The sequence below is a fragment of the Ectothiorhodospira sp. PHS-1 genome, from assembly GCF_000225005.1.
Classification (GTDB): domain Bacteria; phylum Pseudomonadota; class Gammaproteobacteria; order Ectothiorhodospirales; family Ectothiorhodospiraceae; genus Ectothiorhodospira.
In genome coordinates this window covers 1-18,502 of sequence record NZ_AGBG01000012.1, presented here as the reverse complement: position 1 = coordinate 18,502, position 18,502 = coordinate 1, and the positions used below count along the sequence as shown (strand labels likewise).

Below are 18,502 nucleotides of genomic sequence, written 5' to 3'. Positions count from 1 at the left end.
GTGAACAGCCCGGCGCCGTTGAAGGCGCCGGCGGGCAAAATGGGGGGCGGTCTTTAATGCGGAACCAGGACTAGGCGCCGGAACCCCGACGGGCTCTCATCATCTCGATGAACCGATTGAACTGCGGGGCCACGTCCTCGGGGCCGGGACTGGCCTCGGGATGGCCCTGGAAACTCACGGCGGGCCGGTCGGTCAGTTCGATGCCCTGCAGGGTACCGTCGAACAGGGAACGATGACTGGTCCGGGCATTGGCCGGCAACGTCTTCTCGTCGATGGCAAAGCCGTGGTTCTGACTGGAAATCATCACCTTGCCGGTGACCAGATCCTGAACCGGATGGTTCGCGCCATGATGGCCGAACTTCATCTTCATGGACTTCGCACCCACGGACAGCCCCAGCAGCTGATGCCCCAGACAGATCCCGTACAGGGGGATGTTTCTTTCCAGCAGCCCCTGAATGCCGCGGATGGCGTAATCACAGGGCGCCGGATCACCGGGACCATTGGAAAGCAGGACACCGTCCGGATTCAGGGCCAGGATCTCCTCGGCGGTACTGGTGGCGGGCACCACGGTGACACGGCAACCCCGATCCACCAGCAGGCGCAGCATGTTGCGCTTGACGCCGAAGTCGTAGCAGACCACGTGGAAAGGACGCTCGACGGGTTCTTGCCGATAGCCTTCACCCAGGCTCCAGCCACCCTCGGTCCACTCAAAGGTCGTCTCGGTGGTGACGGTCCGGGCCAGATCCATGCCGTTGATGCCGGGGAAGGCGCGGGCAGCTTCCAGGGCCTTGGCCTCGTCCACCTCGCCGGCCATGATGCAGCCGTTCTGGGCACCCTTTTCCCGCAGCAGACGGGTCAGGCGACGGGTATCCACGCCGGTGATGGCAACGATGCCGTGGCGCTTGAGGTAATCGGGCAGGGTTTCGGTGGCACGCCAGTTGGACATGCGCTCGGGCACATGGCGGACGATCAGTCCGGCGGCCTGGGGGCCTTCGGCTTCCTCGTCCTCGGGATTGATACCGGTGTTGCCGATGTGGGGATAGGTGAGCGTCACCATCTGACGCGAATAGGAAGGATCCGTGAGGATTTCCTGATAACCGGTCATGGATGTATTGAACACGACTTCACCCACGGTGGTTCCTTCCGCACCCAGGGCGTAACCGTGAAACAGACTGCCATCTTCCAAAGCCAGCAAGGCGGGTGTGGTTCTCAAAGAGTCCTCCGGCACACATAGAAACAGGGCGGGTTGGGAGACCCAACCAGCCCTGTCAGGGATTTCAAGACCTGTTGAATGGCGTAAATTCTAGCGGATCAGGGCCATTTCGTCCAATGAAGCCCCTGCCTGGTGAGACGCCCTATCCGGCCAGTCCCAGCACGTCCTGCATGTCGTACAACCCCGCCGGACGGCCGTTGAGCCAGGCGGCGGCGCGCATGGCGCCCTTGGCGAAGGTCATGCGGCTGGAGGCCTTGTGAGTGATTTCCACCCGCTCCCCTAGACCGGCAAACATCACCGTGTGCTCGCCGACGATGTCACCGGCCCGAATGGTCTCGAAACCGATGGTCTGCCGATCCCGTTCGCCCGTCACCCCTTCCCGGCCATAGACGGCGCAGGTCTTGAGGTCACGCCCCAGGGCATCCGCCACCACCTCGCCCATGCGCAGGGCGGTACCGGAAGGTGCGTCCACCTTGTGCCGGTGATGGGCCTCAACGATCTCGATATCCACCTCGTCACCCAGCACCCGGGCCGCCAGATCCAGCAGCTTGAGACACAGGTTGACCCCAACGCTCATGTTGGGTGCAAAGACCACGGGAATCTCTTCGGCGGCCTTGCGGATCACGGCCTTCTGCGCGTCGGTGAAGCCGGTGGTCCCGATCACCATCGCCCTGCCCGCCCGACGACAGATTTCCAGATGCGCCAGACTGCCCTCCGGACGCGTGAAGTCCACCAACACATCGAACCGGTCGACGGCGGCCGCCGGGTCCGCCTCCAGGGTCACCCCCAGGCGCCCCAGGCCCGCCAGTTCACCGGCATCCGCCCCCAGCAGACTGCTGGACGGCATCTCGGTGGCCACGGTGGGCTCAAGCCCCGGGGCCAGGATCGCCGCCTCGATCAGGGTGCGCCCCATTCGCCCACCGGCGCCGACAATGGCTACGCGTACCGCACTCATGACTTTCTCCAGAACTTGAGATCTTCAAAGAACCCCTTCACTCCGTCCAGCCAGCCCTCGTGCTGAGGGCTGTGCTTCTGGCCGCCCGCTTTCATGGCGGCATCGAACTGCTCCAGCAACTCCTTCTGCTCCTTGGTGAGGTTCACCGGCGTCTCCACCTTGACGCTGCAGATCAGGTCACCCTCGCCCCCCCCATGCACAGACTTGACGCCCTTGCCACGGAGACGGAACAGGCGGCCCGACTGGGTCTCGGCGGGGATCTTCAGGGCCACCCGACCCTTGAGAGTGGGAATCTCCAGTTCGCCCCCCAGAGTGGCGACGGCGAAGCTGATGGGCACTTCGCAGAACAGGTCGCTGCCCTTACGAGTGAACAGCTTGTGGGGCTTGACATGGACCTGCACGTACAGATCCCCGGACGGTCCGCCGTTGACACCGGCTTCCCCTTCTCCGGACAGCCGGATACGGTCGCCGCTGTCCACACCGGCGGGAATGGCCACGCTCAGGGTGCGACGCTCCTCCACCCGGCCCTGCCCCCGGCAACTCCCGCAGGGCTTGGCGATGATCTTGCCGGTACCGCGACAGCGGGGGCAGGTCTGCTGTACCGAGAAGAAACCCTGCTGCATGCGCACCCGCCCCACCCCGTTACAGGTGGGACAGGTTTCGGGGCTGGTACCCGGCTCGGCACCGGAACCGTGACAGGCCTTGCAGGTCACCAGGGTAGGCACACGGATCTTCACCTCGGTGCCGAAGACGGCCTCTTCCAGGGTCATCTCCAGGTTGTACTGCAGGTCCGCGCCGCGGAAGGCATTGCTGCCGCCGCGACCACCGGCACCACCGAAGATGTCGCCGAACAGGTCCTCGAAGATGTCGCTGAAACTGGCGCCTCCCGGTCCCCCACGGCCAGCACCGGCGGCCCCTTCCACGCCGGCGTGACCGAACTGGTCATAGGCGGCCCGCTTGCGGGCATCGGACAGCACTTCGTAGGCCTCCTTGGCCTCCTTGAAATGCTCTTCCGCCTGTTTGTCGCCGGGGTTCCGGTCGGGATGATATTTCATGGCCAACCGACGGAAGGCCTTCTTGAGTGCGTCCTCGCTGGCGTTCTTCGCCACCCCCAGGACTTCGTAATAGTCGCGTTTTGCCATGATTACCGTGGGTCTTGCAGAAACGTGAAAGCCCGTGGACCGGCACATGCCCCGGTTGCGGGCACCTGCCGGTCAACGGACCCGGATGCAGTGGGAAAGGCCCGTCCTGGGACGGGCCTTGGCCGTTACTTCTTCTTATCGTCCACTTCTTCGAACTCGGCGTCCACCACATCGTCCTGGGCACCCTTGGTACCGGCCTGACCCTGGGCATCACCGGCGCCTTCGGCGGCGGCACCCTCGGCCTGCTGGGCATACATGCGCTCCGCCAACTTACCGGAGGCCTCGGCCAGCTTCTGGGTGCGGTCCTCGATGGTCGCCTTGTCGTCACCCTTCATGGCATCCCGCAGGGCACTGATGGCGGATTCGATGGCGCTCTTCTCGCCGGCCTCCACCTTGTCGCCCATGTCCTTGAGGGTCTTCTCCACCGAGTGGATCAGGTTGTCCGCCTGATTGCGCACGCCCACCAGTTCGTGGAAACGCTTGTCTTCCTCAGCATGGGCCTCGGCATCCTTGACCATGCGTTCGATCTCGGCATCGTTCAGACCGGAAGAGGCCTTGATGACGATGGACTGCTGCTTGCCGGTGGCCTTGTCCTTGGCGGACACATTGAGGATGCCGTTGGCATCGATGTCGAACACCACCTCGATCTGAGGCACGCCACGGGGAGCCGGCGGGATATCCGCCAGATCGAAGCGACCCAGGGACTTGTTGGCATGGGCCACTTCGCGCTCACCCTGCAGCACGTGCACCGTCACCGCGGTCTGGTTGTCCTCGGCGGTGGAAAACACCTGGGAGGTCTTGGTGGGGATGGTGGTGTTCTTTTCGATCAGCTTGGTCATCACACCGCCCAGGGTCTCGATACCCAGGGACAGGGGCGTGACGTCCAGCAGCAGCACGTCCTTGACGTCGCCGCCCAGCACGCCACCCTGGATCGCGGCGCCCACCGCCACCGCCTCGTCGGGGTTGACGTCGCGACGGGGTTCCTTACCGAAGAAGTCCTTCACCGCCTCCTGCACCTTGGGCATGCGGGTCTGGCCGCCCACCAGGATCACGTCGTCGATCTGGGACACGGACAGGCCGGCATCCTTCAGGGCCACCTTGCAGGGCTCGATGGTGCGCTTGACCAGCTCTTCCACCAGGGCTTCCAGCTTGGCGCGGGACACCTTGATGTTCAGATGCTTGGGCCCGGTGTTGTCGGCGGTGATGTACGGCAGGTTGACGTCGGTCTGCTGGCTGGAGGAAAGCTCGATCTTGGCCTTCTCGGCGGCCTCCTTCAGACGCTGCATGGCCAGCGGGTCGCCGGTCAGGTCGATGCCCTGCTCCTTCTTGAACTCGGCCGCCAGGTATTCGATCAGGCGGGAGTCGAAGTCCTCGCCGCCCAGGAAGGTGTCGCCGTTGGTGGCCAGCACCTCGAACTGGTGCTCGCCGTCCACTTCGGCAATCTCGATGATGGAGATATCGAAGGTGCCGCCGCCCAGGTCATAGACCGCCACCTTGCTGTCACCGCGCTTCTTGTCCAGGCCGTAGGCCAGGGCCGCGGCAGTGGGCTCGTTGATGATGCGGCGAACTTCCAGGCCGGCGATCTTGCCGGCGTCCTTGGTGGCCTGACGCTGGGAGTCGTTGAAGTAGGCCGGCACGGTGATCACCGCCTCGGTGACCGGCTCGCCCAGGTAGTCCTCGGCGGTCTTCTTCATCTTCTGCAGCACGCGGGCGGAGATTTCCGGAGGGGCCATCTTCTTGCCGCGCACGTCCACCCAGGCGTCGCCGTTATCCGCCTTGACGATCTTGTAGGGCACCAGCTTGATGTCCTTCTGCACTTCGGGTTCTTCGAAGCGGCGCCCGATCAGGCGCTTGACCGCAAACAGGGTGTTCTGGGGATTGGTCACCGCCTGGCGCTTGGCGGACTGGCCCACCAGCACCTCGCCGTCCTCGGCGAAGGCCACGATGGAGGGGGTGGTACGACTGCCCTCGGCGTTTTCAATGACCTTGGCATTGCCGCCTTCCATGATGGCGACGCAGGAATTGGTCGTGCCCAGGTCGATACCGATGATCTTGCCCATGTGTGTCTCCAAAAGTGTTCAGGTTTCTGTCAATGCCGTGAATCCGGGATTACCCGCTTGATGGGGGTGCCGCCGGGCCTTTTCAAGCCCCGGCGAAAAATCCGTCCCTCGGGGTCATTCGCTGCCGGCCGCCGGTGCCTTGCTGACAATCACCATGGCGGGGCGCAGCAGACGATCATTGAGGGCATACCCCTTCTGCAGCACGGTCATGACGGTGTTGGGTTCCAGTTCGGCATTTTCCTGCATGGACATGGCCTGATGGCGCTCCGGATCGAAGCGCTGGCCGGCGGGGTCCACCACTTCGATGCCCTGCTTGGCCATCACCTGCTCCAGCATCTTCAGGGTCAGCTCCGTACCCTCGCGAATCTTGTTCAGGTCGGCCTCGCCGCGCGCGGCATCCAGGCCCATTTCCAGGCTGTCCTTCACCGGCAGCAGCTCACCGGCGAAACGTTCCAGGGCATACTTGTGGGCATTTTCCACATCCCGGCTCATGCGCTTGCGCAGGTTTTCCAGCTCCGCCTGGGCGCGCACCAGCTTGTCCCAGTGGTCCTGGGCCTGTTTCTGTGCGTCTTCAAGCTGCTTGAGCAGTGCCCCGGGGCTGAATTCCGGCGTCGTCTCTTCAGGGGCCGCGGGCGCCTGTTCATGCTGGGGTTTATCGACTTGTTCCTCGTTCGCCATGGAAAACTCCGATCTGCTCATGTCTTTGGTGTATTCGGCAAAAAAGCCCCTCTCACCGCTGATGACCCGGTGAGGGCATGCCTTCGTATGTGGGACTTCAGTTACGGGAATTCAAGGCCGCGCCCAGCAGCCTGGCGGTGATGTCCACCGCCGGAATGATGCGTTCGTAGGCCATGCGGGTGGGGCCGATCACCCCCAGCACGCCCACGATCCGGCCGCCCACGCTGTAGGGAGCCGTCACCACGCTGCAGTCATCGAGCACCTGATGCCCCGACTCCTGGCCGATGAAGATCTGGACCCCCTCGGCACTGATGCAACTGTCCAGCAGGGTGAGCAACTGCCTTTTTTCGTTGAAGGCCTCGAACAGGTTGCGCAATTTCTCCACGCTGGAAAGTTCCGCGTAGTCCATGAGGTGGATCTGACCGGCAAAGACCAGATCATCGCCGCCCTCGTCGTCGCAAAAGGCCTTTTCGCCCAGCTCGATGGCGGCCAGCATGAGGGAATTGACATGCTCGCGGACGGCCTTCATCTCCTTGAGCACCTGCTCCCTGGCCTGCCGCAGGTCGCGCCCGGCCAGGTGCTGGTTGAGATAATTGGCCATCTGCTGCAACTCGGCGTGGGAATATTCCCGGTCCAGTTCCAGAATGCGGTTCTGCACTTCCCGCTTGTTCATCACCAGGATCGCCAGCACCTGGCGCCCGGACAGCTTGAGAAACTCGATCTGACTCAGGGCGGCATGATCCCGCCGCGGCACCCTGACCATCCCGGCCATCTGGGTGATGGCCGAAAGCAGGTCCGAGGCGGACTCCACCAGGGCCTTGGTGTCCATGTCAGGGGTAAGGCGCTGCTTGAGCGCGCGCACCTCGGCACTGTCCAGGGGTTTGACTTCCAGCAGGCAATCCACGAACAGGCGATAACCCAGGGAGGTGGGAATCCGTCCCGCCGAGGTATGAGGAGAGCTGACCAGCCCGAGGTCTTCCAGATCCGCCATGACATTGCGGATGGAGGCGGGACTGAGATCCAGACCGGCGGTACGAGCCAGAGTACGGGAGCCCACCGGCTGTCCGTCGCGCACATAGCTCTCCACCAGCGCCCGCAGCAGCAGCCGGGCACGTTCGGAAAGAGCCTGAGATTGTGTTGTCGGGGATGTCTTCATGGTCCACCCTGGCACTCGTTGAGTGTGAGTGCCAGGCTTCGCATGTTACTCAAGGAAACGGCGGGTGGCTAGCCTGCCGGCACTCGCCACCCGCCACGCATTTCCACCATAATCCCCTGCATGAATCCTTCTTTCCACACCATCGGCATCATTGCCAAGACCCAGGAACAGCGCCTGGGACACATCCTGGAGGCCCTGATCGGGCATCTGCAGCACCATCAGCGCCGCATCCTCCTGGATGACAGCGTGCTGCCCTGGCTGGATGACACCTCCGCCGGTGAGCCGGTGACACGCACACACATGGCCGCCGAAGCGGACCTGGCCATCGTGGTGGGTGGTGACGGCACCTTCCTGGGCGCGGCCCGCACCCTGGTGGATGCCGAGGTACCGCTGCTGGGTGTCAATGCGGGTCGCCTGGGCTTCCTGGTGGACGTCTCCCCCCACGAGATGCTGGGGCGGCTGGACGAGATCCTGTCCGGTCTCTATGTGGAGGACCGACGCAGCATGCTGCATGCCCGCCTGATGCGGGGGGATGACGTGGTGGCGGCCCAGGATGCCCTGAACGATGTGGTCATGCACATTCGTGACGCCGTGCGCATGATCGAGTTCGACACCTGGATCAACGGCCGTTTCGTCAACACCCAGCGGGCCGACGGCATGGTGGTGGCCACTCCCACCGGCTCCACTGCCTATGCCCTGTCGGGCGGCGGCCCCATCCTGTCCCCCTGCCTGGAGGCCGTGGTCATGGTGCCGATCTGCCCCCATGGCCTGAGCAATCGCCCCCTGGTGGTCCCCGCCGGCAACCGTATCGAGATCGCCGTCAACGAGCATAGCCGCACCCTGGCCCAGGTGGCTTTCGATGGCCAGGATACCTTCGACATGGAGCCACTGGACCGGATCGTGATCGAGCCCAAACTCCGCAAACTGCGCCTGATTCACCCCACCGGCTACGACTACCTGCAGATCCTGAGGCTGAAACTGGGCTGGGGAGAACAACCCTGAGCACTGATCAAACATACAACAAAATCCCTGCTTCCCCCCTTCCTTCGGGGGGATTTACTCTTTACCCTCTCACGGTGATCCGGGCCGTCGCCCGCGACATGCCCATAACCTCCAACCGCGAATCCCGACCGTGCTGACCCACATCCAGATCCGAGATTTCGCCATCGTCGATGAACTGTCCCTGGACCTGTCCACGGGCATGACCGCGCTGACCGGGGAAACCGGCGCCGGCAAATCCATTCTGGTGGATGCCCTGGGCCTCGTGCTGGGCGACCGTGCCGACAGCACTGCCGTCCGCCACGGCGCGGAACGGGCCGAGATCAGCGCCCGCTTCGACATCAGCCGGGAGGCGGAGGCTCGTGCCTGGCTGGAGTCACAGGATCTGGATACGGAAGAATGCCTGATCCGGCGGGTCATTGCCCGGGACGGCAAGAGCCGGGCCTGGATCAACGGTTCGGCGGTAACCCTCCAATCCCTCAAGGCCCTGGGCGAGATGCTGGTGGACATCCATGGCCAGCATGCCCATCAGTCCCTGCTGCGCCGGGAAGTCCAGCGCCGCATCCTGGACGACTACGCCGACCACCCGGAACGACTCGCCGCCATGGCCCGTGATCACGGCACCTGGCAGAAGGCCGCCCGACGCCTGGCGGAACTGAGCGAGGACGGCGAAGCCAGGGCGGCCCGCCGGGACCTGTTGCGATTTCAGACCGACGAACTCAGGGCCCTGGACCTGGCGGAGGGAGAACTGGAACGGATCGAGGAAGAACACAGTCGCCTGGCCCATGCCGGGCGCCTGCTGGAGACGGCCGAAACCGCCTACCAGGGCCTCTATGAAGCCGACGGCAGCGCCGAATCCGTGGTGGGACGCTTCTGCACCGACATCGAACATCTGCAGGCCCTGGACAGCCGCCTGACGGAACCCCGGGAGTTGCTGGCGGCCGCCCAGATACAGATCCGCGAAGCCGCCGACTGGCTACGCCGCTATGCCGACGGTCTGGAAATGGATCCGGCACGGCTGAATTTCCTCGAATCCCGCCTGGCCGCCATCCAGGACCTGGCCCGCAAGCACCGGGTAGACCCCTCGGCCCTGCCCCAGTTGCTGGACGCACTGGAGGCGGAGCTAAGCCGGCTGGAGGAAGGCGGTGAAAACCTGGAGGCACTCACCCGGGCGGTGGAACAGGCACTGCAGACCTGCCTGCACCAGGCCGCCGAACTCTCGGACGCCCGCGGCCGGGCGGCGGAAAAACTCTCGGAGGCCGTCACCCAGGCCATGCAGGCGCTGGGTATGGAAGGTGGGCGGTTTGCCTGCAGCGTGGAGGATGACGGCCGGGGGCAGCCATCGGCCCACGGCATGGATCGGGTGGAATTTCTGGTCAGCGCCAACCCGGGGCAACCCCTCCAGCCCCTGGCCAAGGTGGCCTCCGGCGGTGAACTCTCCCGCATCAGCCTGGCCATCCAGATGATCGCGGCCCATGCCCTGCCCATCGCCACCCTGGTCTTCGACGAAGTGGATACGGGGATCGGCGGCGGCGTGGCCGAAGTGGTGGGACGTCAACTGCGCGGTCTGGGAGAGCATCGGCAAGTGCTGTGCGTGACCCATCTGCCCCAGGTAGCGGCCCAGTCCCACCGGCACCTGCAGGTGAAGAAGCACAAAGGCAAGAACCATACCACCACGCGCATCCGCTCACTGGCGGACGAGCACCGGGTACGGGAGCTGGCCAGGATGCTCGGTGGTGTCGAGATCACCGAACAGAGCCTGGCCCATGCCCGGGAAATGATCACCCGGGCAGCGACCGGTTAATCAATCCGCGCCGTCGGCCGCCTGCTTTTTGGGGCAACCGCCCTGACTGCACTCACCGTAGATGATCAGGGCATGGTCCTGGATGGTGTACCCCAGCTTGCCGGCAATCGCCCTCTGGCGTTCTTCTATGATCGGGTCCACGAACTCATCCACGCGCCCGCATTTCACGCAGACGATGTGATCATGATGACGTCCGCGCTCCAGCTCGAACACGGCCTGATTACCCTCGAAATGATGACGACTGACCAGGCCGGCCGCCTCGAACTGGGTCAGCACCCGGTAGACCGTTGCCAGACCGATCTCCTCGCCCGCCGACAACAGCTGGCGATAAATGGTCTCGGCACTCATGTGATGGTCTTCCGCAGTCTCCAGGATCTGCAGGATCTTCACGCGGGGAAGCGTTACCTTGAGTCCGGCCTTCTTGATCTCTTGGGTTTCCATGGGAGTTGATCTCCATGCGAGATGATCCGACACCTGGTGTAGAATCCCGCGCTATTGGTTTTCGGAACGTGGCCCATCTTGCAACTCACGGCCTACAGGACGCAATTATGGCAAGACTGATTCTTTATTCTATCCTCATTGGCGGATTACTGCAGGGTTGCGGCAGCGGCCTGCTGTCCGTGCACCGGCCAGACGTGCAACAGGGCAATGCCATCGAGGAGAGCCGACTGGAACAGGTTCAGATCGGCATGACCCAGCGGCAGGTCCGGTTCCTGCTGGGAGAACCGGTACTGAAAGACCCTTTCCAGGGGGATCGTCGATGGGATTACGTGTATTACCTCAAGCCCGGTGACGGCCCGGCAGTGCATCGACGGGTCATCATCCTGTTCGATGGCGGCCTGGTGTCGGGGATCGAGGACAGCGGCCCGCGGCAGTGATGTGAAGTGGGCTGACGAGGGGGCCGTCAGGCCTCCCCGGCGCCCTTCTTCATGGCCTTGCCTTCAGCGGCGCGCTTCTTGCGCACCTGCTTGGGATCCGCGATCAATGGCCGGTAGATCTCCACCCGGTCACGCTGGTTCAGCACAGCATTGAGCTTGGCGAGCTTGCCGTAGACACCGACCTTGTTCACCGTCAGGTCGATCTCCGGCACCTTGTCCAGGATACCGGACTGACGGATGGCATCTTCCACCGTCGCCCCCTGGGGCAGGGACACTTCCAGCACCCACTGCTGGTCGGAGCGGGCGTAGGCCACCTCCACCCGGAGACGTTCATCGGACACCGTAGACCTCCCTCGCTCGCTTGACGAAGGAGTCCACCAGGGTGTTGGCGATCTGGTGAAACACCGGGCCAAAGGCCATGCTCATGATCCGGTTGGAGAACTCGAATTCCAGGTCCAGGGAGACCCGGCTGGCGGTGTCGCTCATGGCATCGAAACGCCAGAAACCCTCCAGATGCCGGAACGGCCCCTCCACCAGACGCATCTCGATCATCTTGTTGCGCTGCAGGCGGTTGCGGGTGGTGAACGACTTGCGCACGGCGCCCTTGGCCAGCTCGATGCTGGCCTTCACCTCATCCTCATTGGCGAACAGCACCGCGGAACTGCGACAACCGGGCAGAAAGCGCGGATAGGCCGCCACGTCGTTCACCAGATCAAACATCTCCTTGGGCGTGTAAGGCACCAGCGCATGACGACTTATGGAAGGCATGAAGCTCCCCTGGTTATCAGATGAGATTGACCGCCTTGAGGAAGACCAGCAGGATGCCGATCGGGGCGGCGAAGCGCAGGACATAATACCATGCCCTGAAAAGTACCCGGCTGCGCAGGTCCAGCTCATCCTCCACGGAACGCTGGGTCATCCGCCAGCCCACGAACAGGGCAATCAGCAGTCCCCCCAGGGGCAGCATGATGTTGGAAGTCAGGTAATCGGCCATCTCGAACAGAGTGCCGCCGATGAAGGTGGCCTCGCCGCCGATGGTCAGGCTGAAGCCGATGGGATTGGACCAGAGGCTGAATGACAGGATGGTCCCCAACCCCAGGAACCAGGCAATGCCGCCCACGATCACCGCTGCCATGGGCCGGTCAAAGCCCCGGTTCTCCGCCAACCAGGCCACCGCCGGCTCCATCAGGGAAATGGACGAGGTCCAGGCCGCGGTGACCAGCAGCAGGAAGAACAGGGTACCGAAGATCAGTCCGCCCGGCATCTCCGCAAAGGCCATGGGCAGGGTGATGAAGATCAGACCAGGACCTTCACCGGGCGCCAGACCGCTGGCAAAGACGATGGGGAAGATGGCCAGACCGGCCAGCAGGGCCACGGCGGTGTCCGCCGACACCACCGTGGCGGACGTCTTGAGGATGGAAGCCTTGGAACTCAGATAGGAGCCGTAAATCATGATGGCGCCCATACCCAGGCTCAGGGTGAAGAAGGCCTGCCCCATGGCCAGCAAGATGGTGTCACCGCTCACCTCACTCCAGTCCGGCTTGAACAGGAAACTGACCCCCTCCATGAAGTGACCCTGGCTCATGGAATAGCCCACCAGCAACAGCAGCAAGCCGAACAGTGCGGGCATGAGGAACTTGACCGCCTTCTCAAGCCCCGAACGCACTCCCCGGGCCACCACCAGGACATTCATGATCATGAACAGGGTATGCCAGGCCAGCAGCCGCTCCGGATCGCTCACCAGGGCGTTGAACATGCCCCTGACCCCATCGGCATCCAGACCGGTGAAAGCGCCGCCCGCGGCCCTGAAGACGTAGGATAGGGACCAGCCCGCGATCACGCTGTAGTAGGAGAGGATGATGAAGCCCGCCGCCACGCCGAGCCAGCCGACGAAACCCCAGGCCCGATGCAGCCCTTCCTCCCGGGACAGGGTGGCCATGGTGTTGATGGGACTCTGCCGGCCCCTCCTGCCCAACGCGATCTCCGCCATCATGATGGGCAGACCGATCAGCAGGATACAGGCCAGATAAATGAGCACGAAGGCGCCGCCACCATTCTCTCCGGCGATGTAGGGAAAACGCCAGATGTTGCCCAGACCGACGGCCGAACCAGTGGCCGCCAGGACGAAGACCAGCTTCGAGGACCACTGGCCGTGAATCGAGCTTTCTCTTCTCATTGATGGTTTCCCCCACGCGATCGGCGCATTTTGCGGAATTTAGCGCCACGGCTCAACGTCTGCGGAATTCCGGCCGAAAACCCCCAGTAACACACACGGTAAAAGAGCCGCCGGAAAACAGCATCGGCAGTCCATTGCATCAGACAGCTCGTTTATAATCGGCGGATGAGCAAAAAATCAAAAAATGCCTCGGGCGGCAGCACCATCGCCCTGAACAAGAAGGCCAAGCACGAATACTTCATCGAGGAGCGTTTCGAGGCAGGCCTGGCCCTGCAGGGCTGGGAGGCCAAGAGCCTGCGGGCCGGACGGGTGCAGCTCAGTGAGAGCTATGTCCTGATCAAGGCCGGTGAGGCTTGGCTGTTCGGTGCCCATCTCACCCCGCTGGCCACCGCTTCCACCCACATTCACCCGGACCCCATGCGCAGCCGCAAGCTGCTGCTGCACCGGGCCGAACTCAACAAGCTCATCGGGCAGGTGGAGCGCAAGGGGTACACCCTGGTGCCGCTGGCCCTGTACTGGAAGCGGGGCCGCGCCAAGCTGGAAATCGGCCTGGCCAAGGGCAAGAAGGAACACGACAAGCGAGCGGTCTCGAAAGAGCGGGACTGGCAGCGGGAGAAGGCCCGAGTGGTCAAGAGCGTGACCCGCTGACCGCCGGCGCCAGGCCTGTTGTTACCAGGCCTGGACCTCACCCGCCTTGGCCAGCACCTTGAGATAGGCCTCATGGGCCTCCTGCTCCGCCTCGGTGGGGCGGATGACCGCCAGCGGGGATCGGTCGGTCGGTAGCCGGCGGATGCGGGTATCCGTCGAGGCGCCCCCCTGCCCTTCCGACTCCATGCCCAGGGACAGGCTTTTCTGGCCGCCGGTCATGGCCAGGTAGACCTCCGCCAGGATGCGGGCATCCAGCAATGCGCCGTGGAGCTCCCGGCCCGAATTGTCGATCTGGTAGCGCTTGCACAGGGCGTCCAGGCTGTTGCGCTGCCCCGGGTGCATCTTGCGCGCCGTCGCCAGGGAGTCGGTGATGGTGCAGTAATCCTCCAGCCTGCCCCAGTCCCCGTCCAACCGGGACAACTCGTGGTTGATGAAACCCACGTCAAAGGGGGCATTGTGGATGATCAGTTCCGAGCCGCGGACAAACTCGATGAAATCCTCCACCACATCGGCAAAGCGCGGCTTGTCGGCGAGGAATTCGTTGGTGATGCCGTGGACTTCCACCGCCCCGGCGTCCACTTCCCGGTCCGGCTGCAGATACTGGTGGTAATGGCGGGAGGTATGGCGACGTCGCACCATCTCGACACAGCCGATTTCGATGATGCGGTGGCCGTCGGACGGCTCCAGGCCGGTGGTTTCCGTATCCAGGATCACGATCCGGTCATTGGCTTGCAGAGTCACGGTCGTTCCTCACTTCACCCGCAGGGCATCGATGGCTTCGTTGGCCAGACGATCAGCCAGTTCATTTTCGGGATGTCCGTTATGTCCTCGTACCCAGTGCCAGCGCACCTGATGCCGTGAAGCCGCCTCATCCAGGCGCTGCCACAGATCCTGGTTCTTCACCGGCTCACCCGCCGCGGTACGCCAGCCGCGACGCTTCCAGTTGGGTAACCATTGATTGATCCCGTTCTTGACGTACTGGGAATCGGTGGTCAGATCCACCACACAAGGGCGCTTGAGCAGTTCCAGCGCCGCAATGGCCGCCATCAGCTCCATCCGGTTGTTGGTGGTCTGGGACTCGCCCCCCTTGAGCTGTTTTTCATGGGGGCCGAAGCGCAGCAACGCCCCCCAGCCACCGGGCCCCGGGTTGCCCCGGCAGGCGCCATCGGTAAAGATTTCCACCACGTCAGTCACGATCCGTTCTCCGGCAAAAGGGGCTGGCCAGGCCGCCGGGCACCCTGTTCCGGGACGGTCGCCAGCGTGTTCGCAGAGGCAGTACATTAGCCACGCGCTTGCGGGCCAGAATCACGTAGCCGGCCCCCAGATAGGGCAGATGACGCCCCCCCAGACACTCCACCACCCGCAGGCGGGCCTTGAATCCGGAACGGCCCTCCGGCGGGCGAAAGCCCGCGTAGGCACGCGCCAGGACCTCGAACCCCAGCAAGGCCAGCCAGTCCCGGACCCGACCCGTGGCGTGGCACTGACCGGACCAGGGCGCCCCCTTGCCGCCGAGGCGCCCGGGGAGCATCCCCAGACACCCCGGCAGGCTGAGGGGGTTGAGACCAACGATCAGGACATGGCCCTCGGGCACCAGGATGCGATCCGTCTCGCGCAGGACCTGGTAAGGATCTTCCACCTGTTCCAGACAATGTACCAGCGCCACCAGATCCATGCTGTCGGTGAGGATGGGGAGGGCATCGGCCAAGGCACTGACATCCCCGCGGCCGGGGTCGCATTCCAGGCGTACCCGATGGTGGATCCGGCTGGCGGCCAGCAGGTCATGGTTCGGATCCAGATGCCCGATCTGCAGGGCATGATAGCCGAACAGTTGCGGTACGAAACGGTCCAGATGGGACTGCAGGGCCGCCTGCATGGCTCGCCCCGGCGCAGACCCATACCAGGCTTGCAGGCATTCCCGGTGCCGGGCACATGAGGTTCTGGGTGACGACATCAGGTGAGCATAGAATCTTCAGGGGGGGCATGGCCAGCGATAATAAGTCTCTCGCCGGGGTTGAGGGCACGGGGACGCCCCGTTATCCTAGCGTCCCTATGAAAAAGAACAAGCCGAAAGGTCTTGGGGGCGTCCTGCTGGGAGCGACGTTGCTGCTATCCGCCTGCGCCAGCCTGGATGGAGGACACGCCGTTCAGGAGACCCCGACTCTTGCCGGGGCAGACCCTGTCGCGAAGAACACCCAGACCGCTCGGCTCGCCCCTCAAGGGGAGACGGCGGCCAAGCCCAGGCCCCGGATCAACGTGGCAAAGCCACTGGCCGATACCTCGCCCTCGCCCTCGCCCACCACGGATGAAACCATCTGGGGACGGGTCCGCGAAGGGTTCGGCCTGCCGGATGAGCGGGACCATGAGCGGGTCCAGCATTACATTCAGTGGCACCAGGCCAACTCCGATTATCTGGGCCAGGTCCTGGCCAGGGCGGAACCCTACCTGCACTATATCCTGGAAGAAATCGAAGCCCGGGACCTTCCCGCCGAACTGCTGCTGCTGCCGGTGGTGGAAAGCGCCTACCGTGCCGATGTCTATTCCTCGGGACAGGCGGCGGGCATCTGGCAGTTCATCCCTTCCACGGGCCGTCATTTCGGCCTCCATCAGAACTGGTGGTACGACGGCCGCAAGGACATTCACACCTCCACTCATGCGGCCCTGGACTACCTCACCCAACTGAATGAACGCTTCGACGGCGACTGGCTGCTGGCCCTGGCAGCCTACAATGCCGGACAAGGCACCGTCAGCCGGGCCATCGCCCGCAACGAATCACTGGGACAGCCCACCGACTACTGGAACCTGGACCTGCCCCGGGAAACCCAGCACTACGTCCCCAGGCTGCTGGCCCTGCAGGCCATCGTGGCCGATCCGGAGCACTACCAGGTCGGACTCTGGCCGGTGGCGGACGAGCCGCGTCTGGCCCTGGTGGATCTGGGCGGACAACTGGAACTGAGCGTCGCCGCGGAGCTGGCGGACCTGTCCCTGGACGAGATCATGCAACTCAATCCGGCCTTCCACCGCTGGGCCACGGACCCGGACGGCCCCCATCACCTGCTCCTGCCGCTGGACCGGGTGGAATCCTTCCAGATTGCCCTCGCCGCCCTGCCCCGCGAACAGCGGGTGTCCTGGCTGCGTCACCAGGTTCGGCCCGGCGAGACGCTGGGGCATATCGCGGCCCGCTACAATACCAGCGTCGCACTCCTGCAACGGACCAACGAACTGAACACTCACCTGATCCGGGTTGGAGATCATCTGCTCATCCCCACCGCCGAGCCCTCCACCCAGGAGGTTGCCGCAGGGCGGCAGGACGAAAACCGGCAGGCGTCACGAAGCCGCACGCTCCATCACCGGGTAGAACCGGGTGATACCCTCTGGGGCCTTGCCAGGACCTACGGCGTCACCCTTCGGGAACTGGCGGCCTGGAACCGCATCTCCAGCGATGCCACCCTGCGGCCGGGCCAGACCCTGCTGATACGCCAAGCGGAAACCGCCATGGCGGCAGCGGCCGGCAGTAACCGGGGGAATGTCCTGACCTATGCCGTTCGTCCCGGTGATTCCCTGTCCTCCATTTCCCGACGCTTCGGCGTGCGTATCAGCGACATACAGGACTGGAATCAGCTGGATGGCCATCTGATCCGCCCTGGCCAGCAGCTCAATCTCTACGTGGACGCCAATCCGCGGGAAAGCTGATCGAGATGCCGCCGCTTCGGCGGCGGGGTGGTACCTTTCAACCAGGATGCATGGCATCCGGGACCAGTCCGGCCTATGATTCCTGGGTAACCGACTTCCACCGTTGCCCGATGGTCCAAGCCGCCGCCATGTCCCCTTTCGAAACACTGCAGATATTCGGCCGCACCCATCCCGGCAAGGTCCGCCCTCACAACGAGGATTGCATCGGCGAAGACCCTGAACTGGGCATCGTCGTGGTTGCCGACGGCATGGGGGGCCACCTGGCCGGCGAGGTCGCCAGTCGTCTGGCGGTGGATACCGTGTTGCAGAACCTCAGGCAGTGTCTCGCCGACCAAGGCACCGAACGCCGGAACGGAGTCACCGAGCCTCGGGATGACAGCCTCGCCGTGCGACGGGCCATCATCAATGCCAACACGGCCATCCAGCAGGCGGGCAGGATCAATGCCGGTCATGCTGGCATGGGCACCACCCTGGTCATGGCCCTGTTCAATCACCATCACGCGATCCTGGCCCATGTGGGCGATTCAAGAATCTACCGCTTTCGCGAGGATCGCCTGGAACAGATGACCACGGATCACACCCTGATCCAGGAAATGGTGGATCGCGGCTTTTACTCCCATCAGGAAGCACTGGCATCGGTCAATCGGAATCTGGTCACCCGTGCACTGGGTATCGACACCACGGTGGCCGTGGATATCCGGAATGAAATGGTGCTCCCCGGAGACCTCTACCTGCTCTGCTCCGACGGTCTCAACGACATGCTCGACGATGCCCTCATCAAGGATATCCTGCGCAATCATCCCGGTGACCTGGAACAGGCAACCCATCTGCTGATCGACAAGGCCAACGAATACGGCGGCCGGGACAATATTTCCGTAGTCCTGGCAAGGCCGGCGCTGCCGCTGCCCCGCCGGATGCCCTGGTACCGACGCATGATCGATTTCTGGCGTTGATTTGCAGGAGGCGAACCGTCAACCATGCCCAGACTCTGCATTTCCTGTGGTGACACCTTCATCGCCGACTATCCCCTGGGGCACAAAACCATCACCCTCGGTCGTCGGCCGGACAACGACATACGGCTCAACAATCTGGCCGTCAGCGGC

General features: G+C 63.7%; 19 protein-coding genes. 6 read left to right on the top strand and 13 right to left on the bottom strand.

The features are described from left to right. Nucleotides 1–70: 70 nt before the first annotated feature. From carA to hrcA, 6 genes are all read right to left on the bottom strand, one after another. Nucleotides 71–1,213 carry a glutamine-hydrolyzing carbamoyl-phosphate synthase small subunit gene (gene carA, locus ECTPHS_RS06860; protein WP_040405393.1) on the bottom strand — a complete coding sequence of 381 codons (1,143 nt, stop codon included), beginning with the start codon at nt 1,211–1,213 and terminating at the stop codon, nt 71–73. A 142-nt stretch (nt 1,214–1,355) separates the two neighbouring features. Continuing rightward, the gene (gene dapB / locus ECTPHS_RS06855; protein ID WP_040405392.1) at nt 1,356–2,168 is read right to left on the bottom strand and encodes a 4-hydroxy-tetrahydrodipicolinate reductase; all 813 of its coding nucleotides are present in this window, start codon (nt 2,166–2,168) and stop codon (nt 1,356–1,358) included. After that, on the bottom strand, nt 2,165–3,310 hold the full coding sequence (dnaJ, locus tag ECTPHS_RS06850; RefSeq protein WP_008931983.1) for a molecular chaperone DnaJ: 1,146 nt from the start codon (nt 3,308–3,310) through the stop codon (nt 2,165–2,167). The genes dapB and dnaJ overlap by 4 nt, the downstream gene beginning before the upstream one ends. A 125-nt stretch (nt 3,311–3,435) precedes the next feature. Continuing rightward, on the bottom strand, nt 3,436–5,370 hold the full coding sequence (dnaK, locus tag ECTPHS_RS06845) for a molecular chaperone DnaK (RefSeq protein WP_008931982.1): 1,935 nt from the start codon (nt 5,368–5,370) through the stop codon (nt 3,436–3,438). Nucleotides 5,371–5,484: 114 nt separating this feature from the next. Then, entirely contained in the window at nt 5,485–6,048 is a 564-nt protein-coding gene (grpE, locus tag ECTPHS_RS06840) for a nucleotide exchange factor GrpE (RefSeq protein ID WP_008931981.1), read from the bottom strand. A 97-nt stretch (nt 6,049–6,145) separates the two neighbouring features. Then, on the bottom strand, nt 6,146–7,204 hold the full coding sequence (gene hrcA, locus ECTPHS_RS06835; RefSeq protein WP_008931980.1) for a heat-inducible transcriptional repressor HrcA: 1,059 nt from the start codon (nt 7,202–7,204) through the stop codon (nt 6,146–6,148). 120 nt (nt 7,205–7,324) lie between these two features. Here hrcA and ECTPHS_RS06830 point away from each other — a divergent pair, with 120 nt between their 5' ends. Both ECTPHS_RS06830 and recN read left to right on the top strand, forming a co-directional pair. Further along, nucleotides 7,325–8,206: an NAD(+) kinase gene (locus tag ECTPHS_RS06830; RefSeq protein WP_008931979.1), complete on the top strand. Its 882-nt coding sequence runs from the start codon at nt 7,325–7,327 to the stop codon at nt 8,204–8,206. A 130-nt stretch (nt 8,207–8,336) separates the two neighbouring features. Next, nucleotides 8,337–10,007: a DNA repair protein RecN gene (gene recN / locus ECTPHS_RS06825; protein WP_008931978.1), complete on the top strand. Its 1,671-nt coding sequence runs from the start codon at nt 8,337–8,339 to the stop codon at nt 10,005–10,007. Here the strand turns inward: recN and fur are convergent, their stop codons facing one another. Continuing rightward, nucleotides 10,008–10,448, bottom strand: coding sequence for a ferric iron uptake transcriptional regulator (gene fur / locus ECTPHS_RS06820; RefSeq protein ID WP_008931977.1), 441 nt, complete (start codon nt 10,446–10,448; stop codon nt 10,008–10,010). 107 nt (nt 10,449–10,555) lie between these two features. On the opposite strand from fur, the gene ECTPHS_RS06815 reads away from it, so the two are divergent. Further along, the gene (locus ECTPHS_RS06815) at nt 10,556–10,885 is read left to right on the top strand and encodes an outer membrane protein assembly factor BamE (protein WP_008931976.1); all 330 of its coding nucleotides are present in this window, start codon (nt 10,556–10,558) and stop codon (nt 10,883–10,885) included. 26 nt (nt 10,886–10,911) lie between these two features. Here ECTPHS_RS06815 and ECTPHS_RS06810 read toward each other — a convergent pair whose 3' ends face one another. From ECTPHS_RS06810 to ECTPHS_RS06800, 3 genes are read right to left on the bottom strand one after another with little or no spacing between them, the layout of a single operon-like run. Further along, nucleotides 10,912–11,226: an RnfH family protein gene (locus ECTPHS_RS06810; RefSeq protein WP_008931975.1), complete on the bottom strand. Its 315-nt coding sequence runs from the start codon at nt 11,224–11,226 to the stop codon at nt 10,912–10,914. Further along, the gene (locus ECTPHS_RS06805; RefSeq protein WP_008931974.1) at nt 11,216–11,653 is read right to left on the bottom strand and encodes a type II toxin-antitoxin system RatA family toxin; all 438 of its coding nucleotides are present in this window, start codon (nt 11,651–11,653) and stop codon (nt 11,216–11,218) included. The genes ECTPHS_RS06810 and ECTPHS_RS06805 overlap by 11 nt, the downstream gene beginning before the upstream one ends. Before the next feature lie 16 nt (nt 11,654–11,669). Then, complete coding sequence (locus tag ECTPHS_RS06800; RefSeq protein WP_008931973.1) at nt 11,670–13,061, bottom strand: sodium-dependent transporter; 1,392 nt, start codon at nt 13,059–13,061, stop codon at nt 11,670–11,672. A 165-nt stretch (nt 13,062–13,226) separates the two neighbouring features. Here ECTPHS_RS06800 and smpB point away from each other — a divergent pair, with 165 nt between their 5' ends. Beyond that, the gene (gene smpB / locus ECTPHS_RS06795; RefSeq protein WP_008931972.1) at nt 13,227–13,709 is read left to right on the top strand and encodes an SsrA-binding protein SmpB; all 483 of its coding nucleotides are present in this window, start codon (nt 13,227–13,229) and stop codon (nt 13,707–13,709) included. A 21-nt stretch (nt 13,710–13,730) separates the two neighbouring features. On the opposite strand, the gene dnaQ is transcribed toward smpB, so the two are convergent. The 3 genes from dnaQ to ECTPHS_RS06780 are packed head-to-tail and all read right to left on the bottom strand — an operon-like array spanning nt 13,731 to nt 15,582. Continuing rightward, nucleotides 13,731–14,450, bottom strand: coding sequence for a DNA polymerase III subunit epsilon (gene dnaQ / locus ECTPHS_RS06790; protein ID WP_008931971.1), 720 nt, complete (start codon nt 14,448–14,450; stop codon nt 13,731–13,733). A 9-nt stretch (nt 14,451–14,459) separates the two neighbouring features. Continuing rightward, nucleotides 14,460–14,903, bottom strand: a complete 444-nt coding sequence (rnhA, locus tag ECTPHS_RS06785) for a ribonuclease HI (protein WP_008931970.1) — start codon at nt 14,901–14,903, stop codon at nt 14,460–14,462. After that, entirely contained in the window at nt 14,896–15,582 is a 687-nt protein-coding gene (locus ECTPHS_RS06780) for a methyltransferase domain-containing protein (RefSeq protein ID WP_008931969.1), read from the bottom strand. The genes rnhA and ECTPHS_RS06780 overlap by 8 nt, the downstream gene beginning before the upstream one ends. A gap of 380 nt (nt 15,583–15,962) precedes the next feature. On the opposite strand from ECTPHS_RS06780, the gene ECTPHS_RS06775 reads away from it, so the two are divergent. Next, nucleotides 15,963–17,399 (top strand): LysM peptidoglycan-binding domain-containing protein, encoded by a 1,437-nt coding sequence (locus ECTPHS_RS06775; RefSeq protein WP_008931968.1) that lies wholly within the window; start codon nt 15,963–15,965, stop codon nt 17,397–17,399. 128 nt (nt 17,400–17,527) lie between these two features. Then, nucleotides 17,528–18,352 carry a Stp1/IreP family PP2C-type Ser/Thr phosphatase gene (locus ECTPHS_RS06770; protein ID WP_040405406.1) on the top strand — a complete coding sequence of 275 codons (825 nt, stop codon included), beginning with the start codon at nt 17,528–17,530 and terminating at the stop codon, nt 18,350–18,352. Nucleotides 18,353–18,502: the final 150 nt, after the last annotated feature.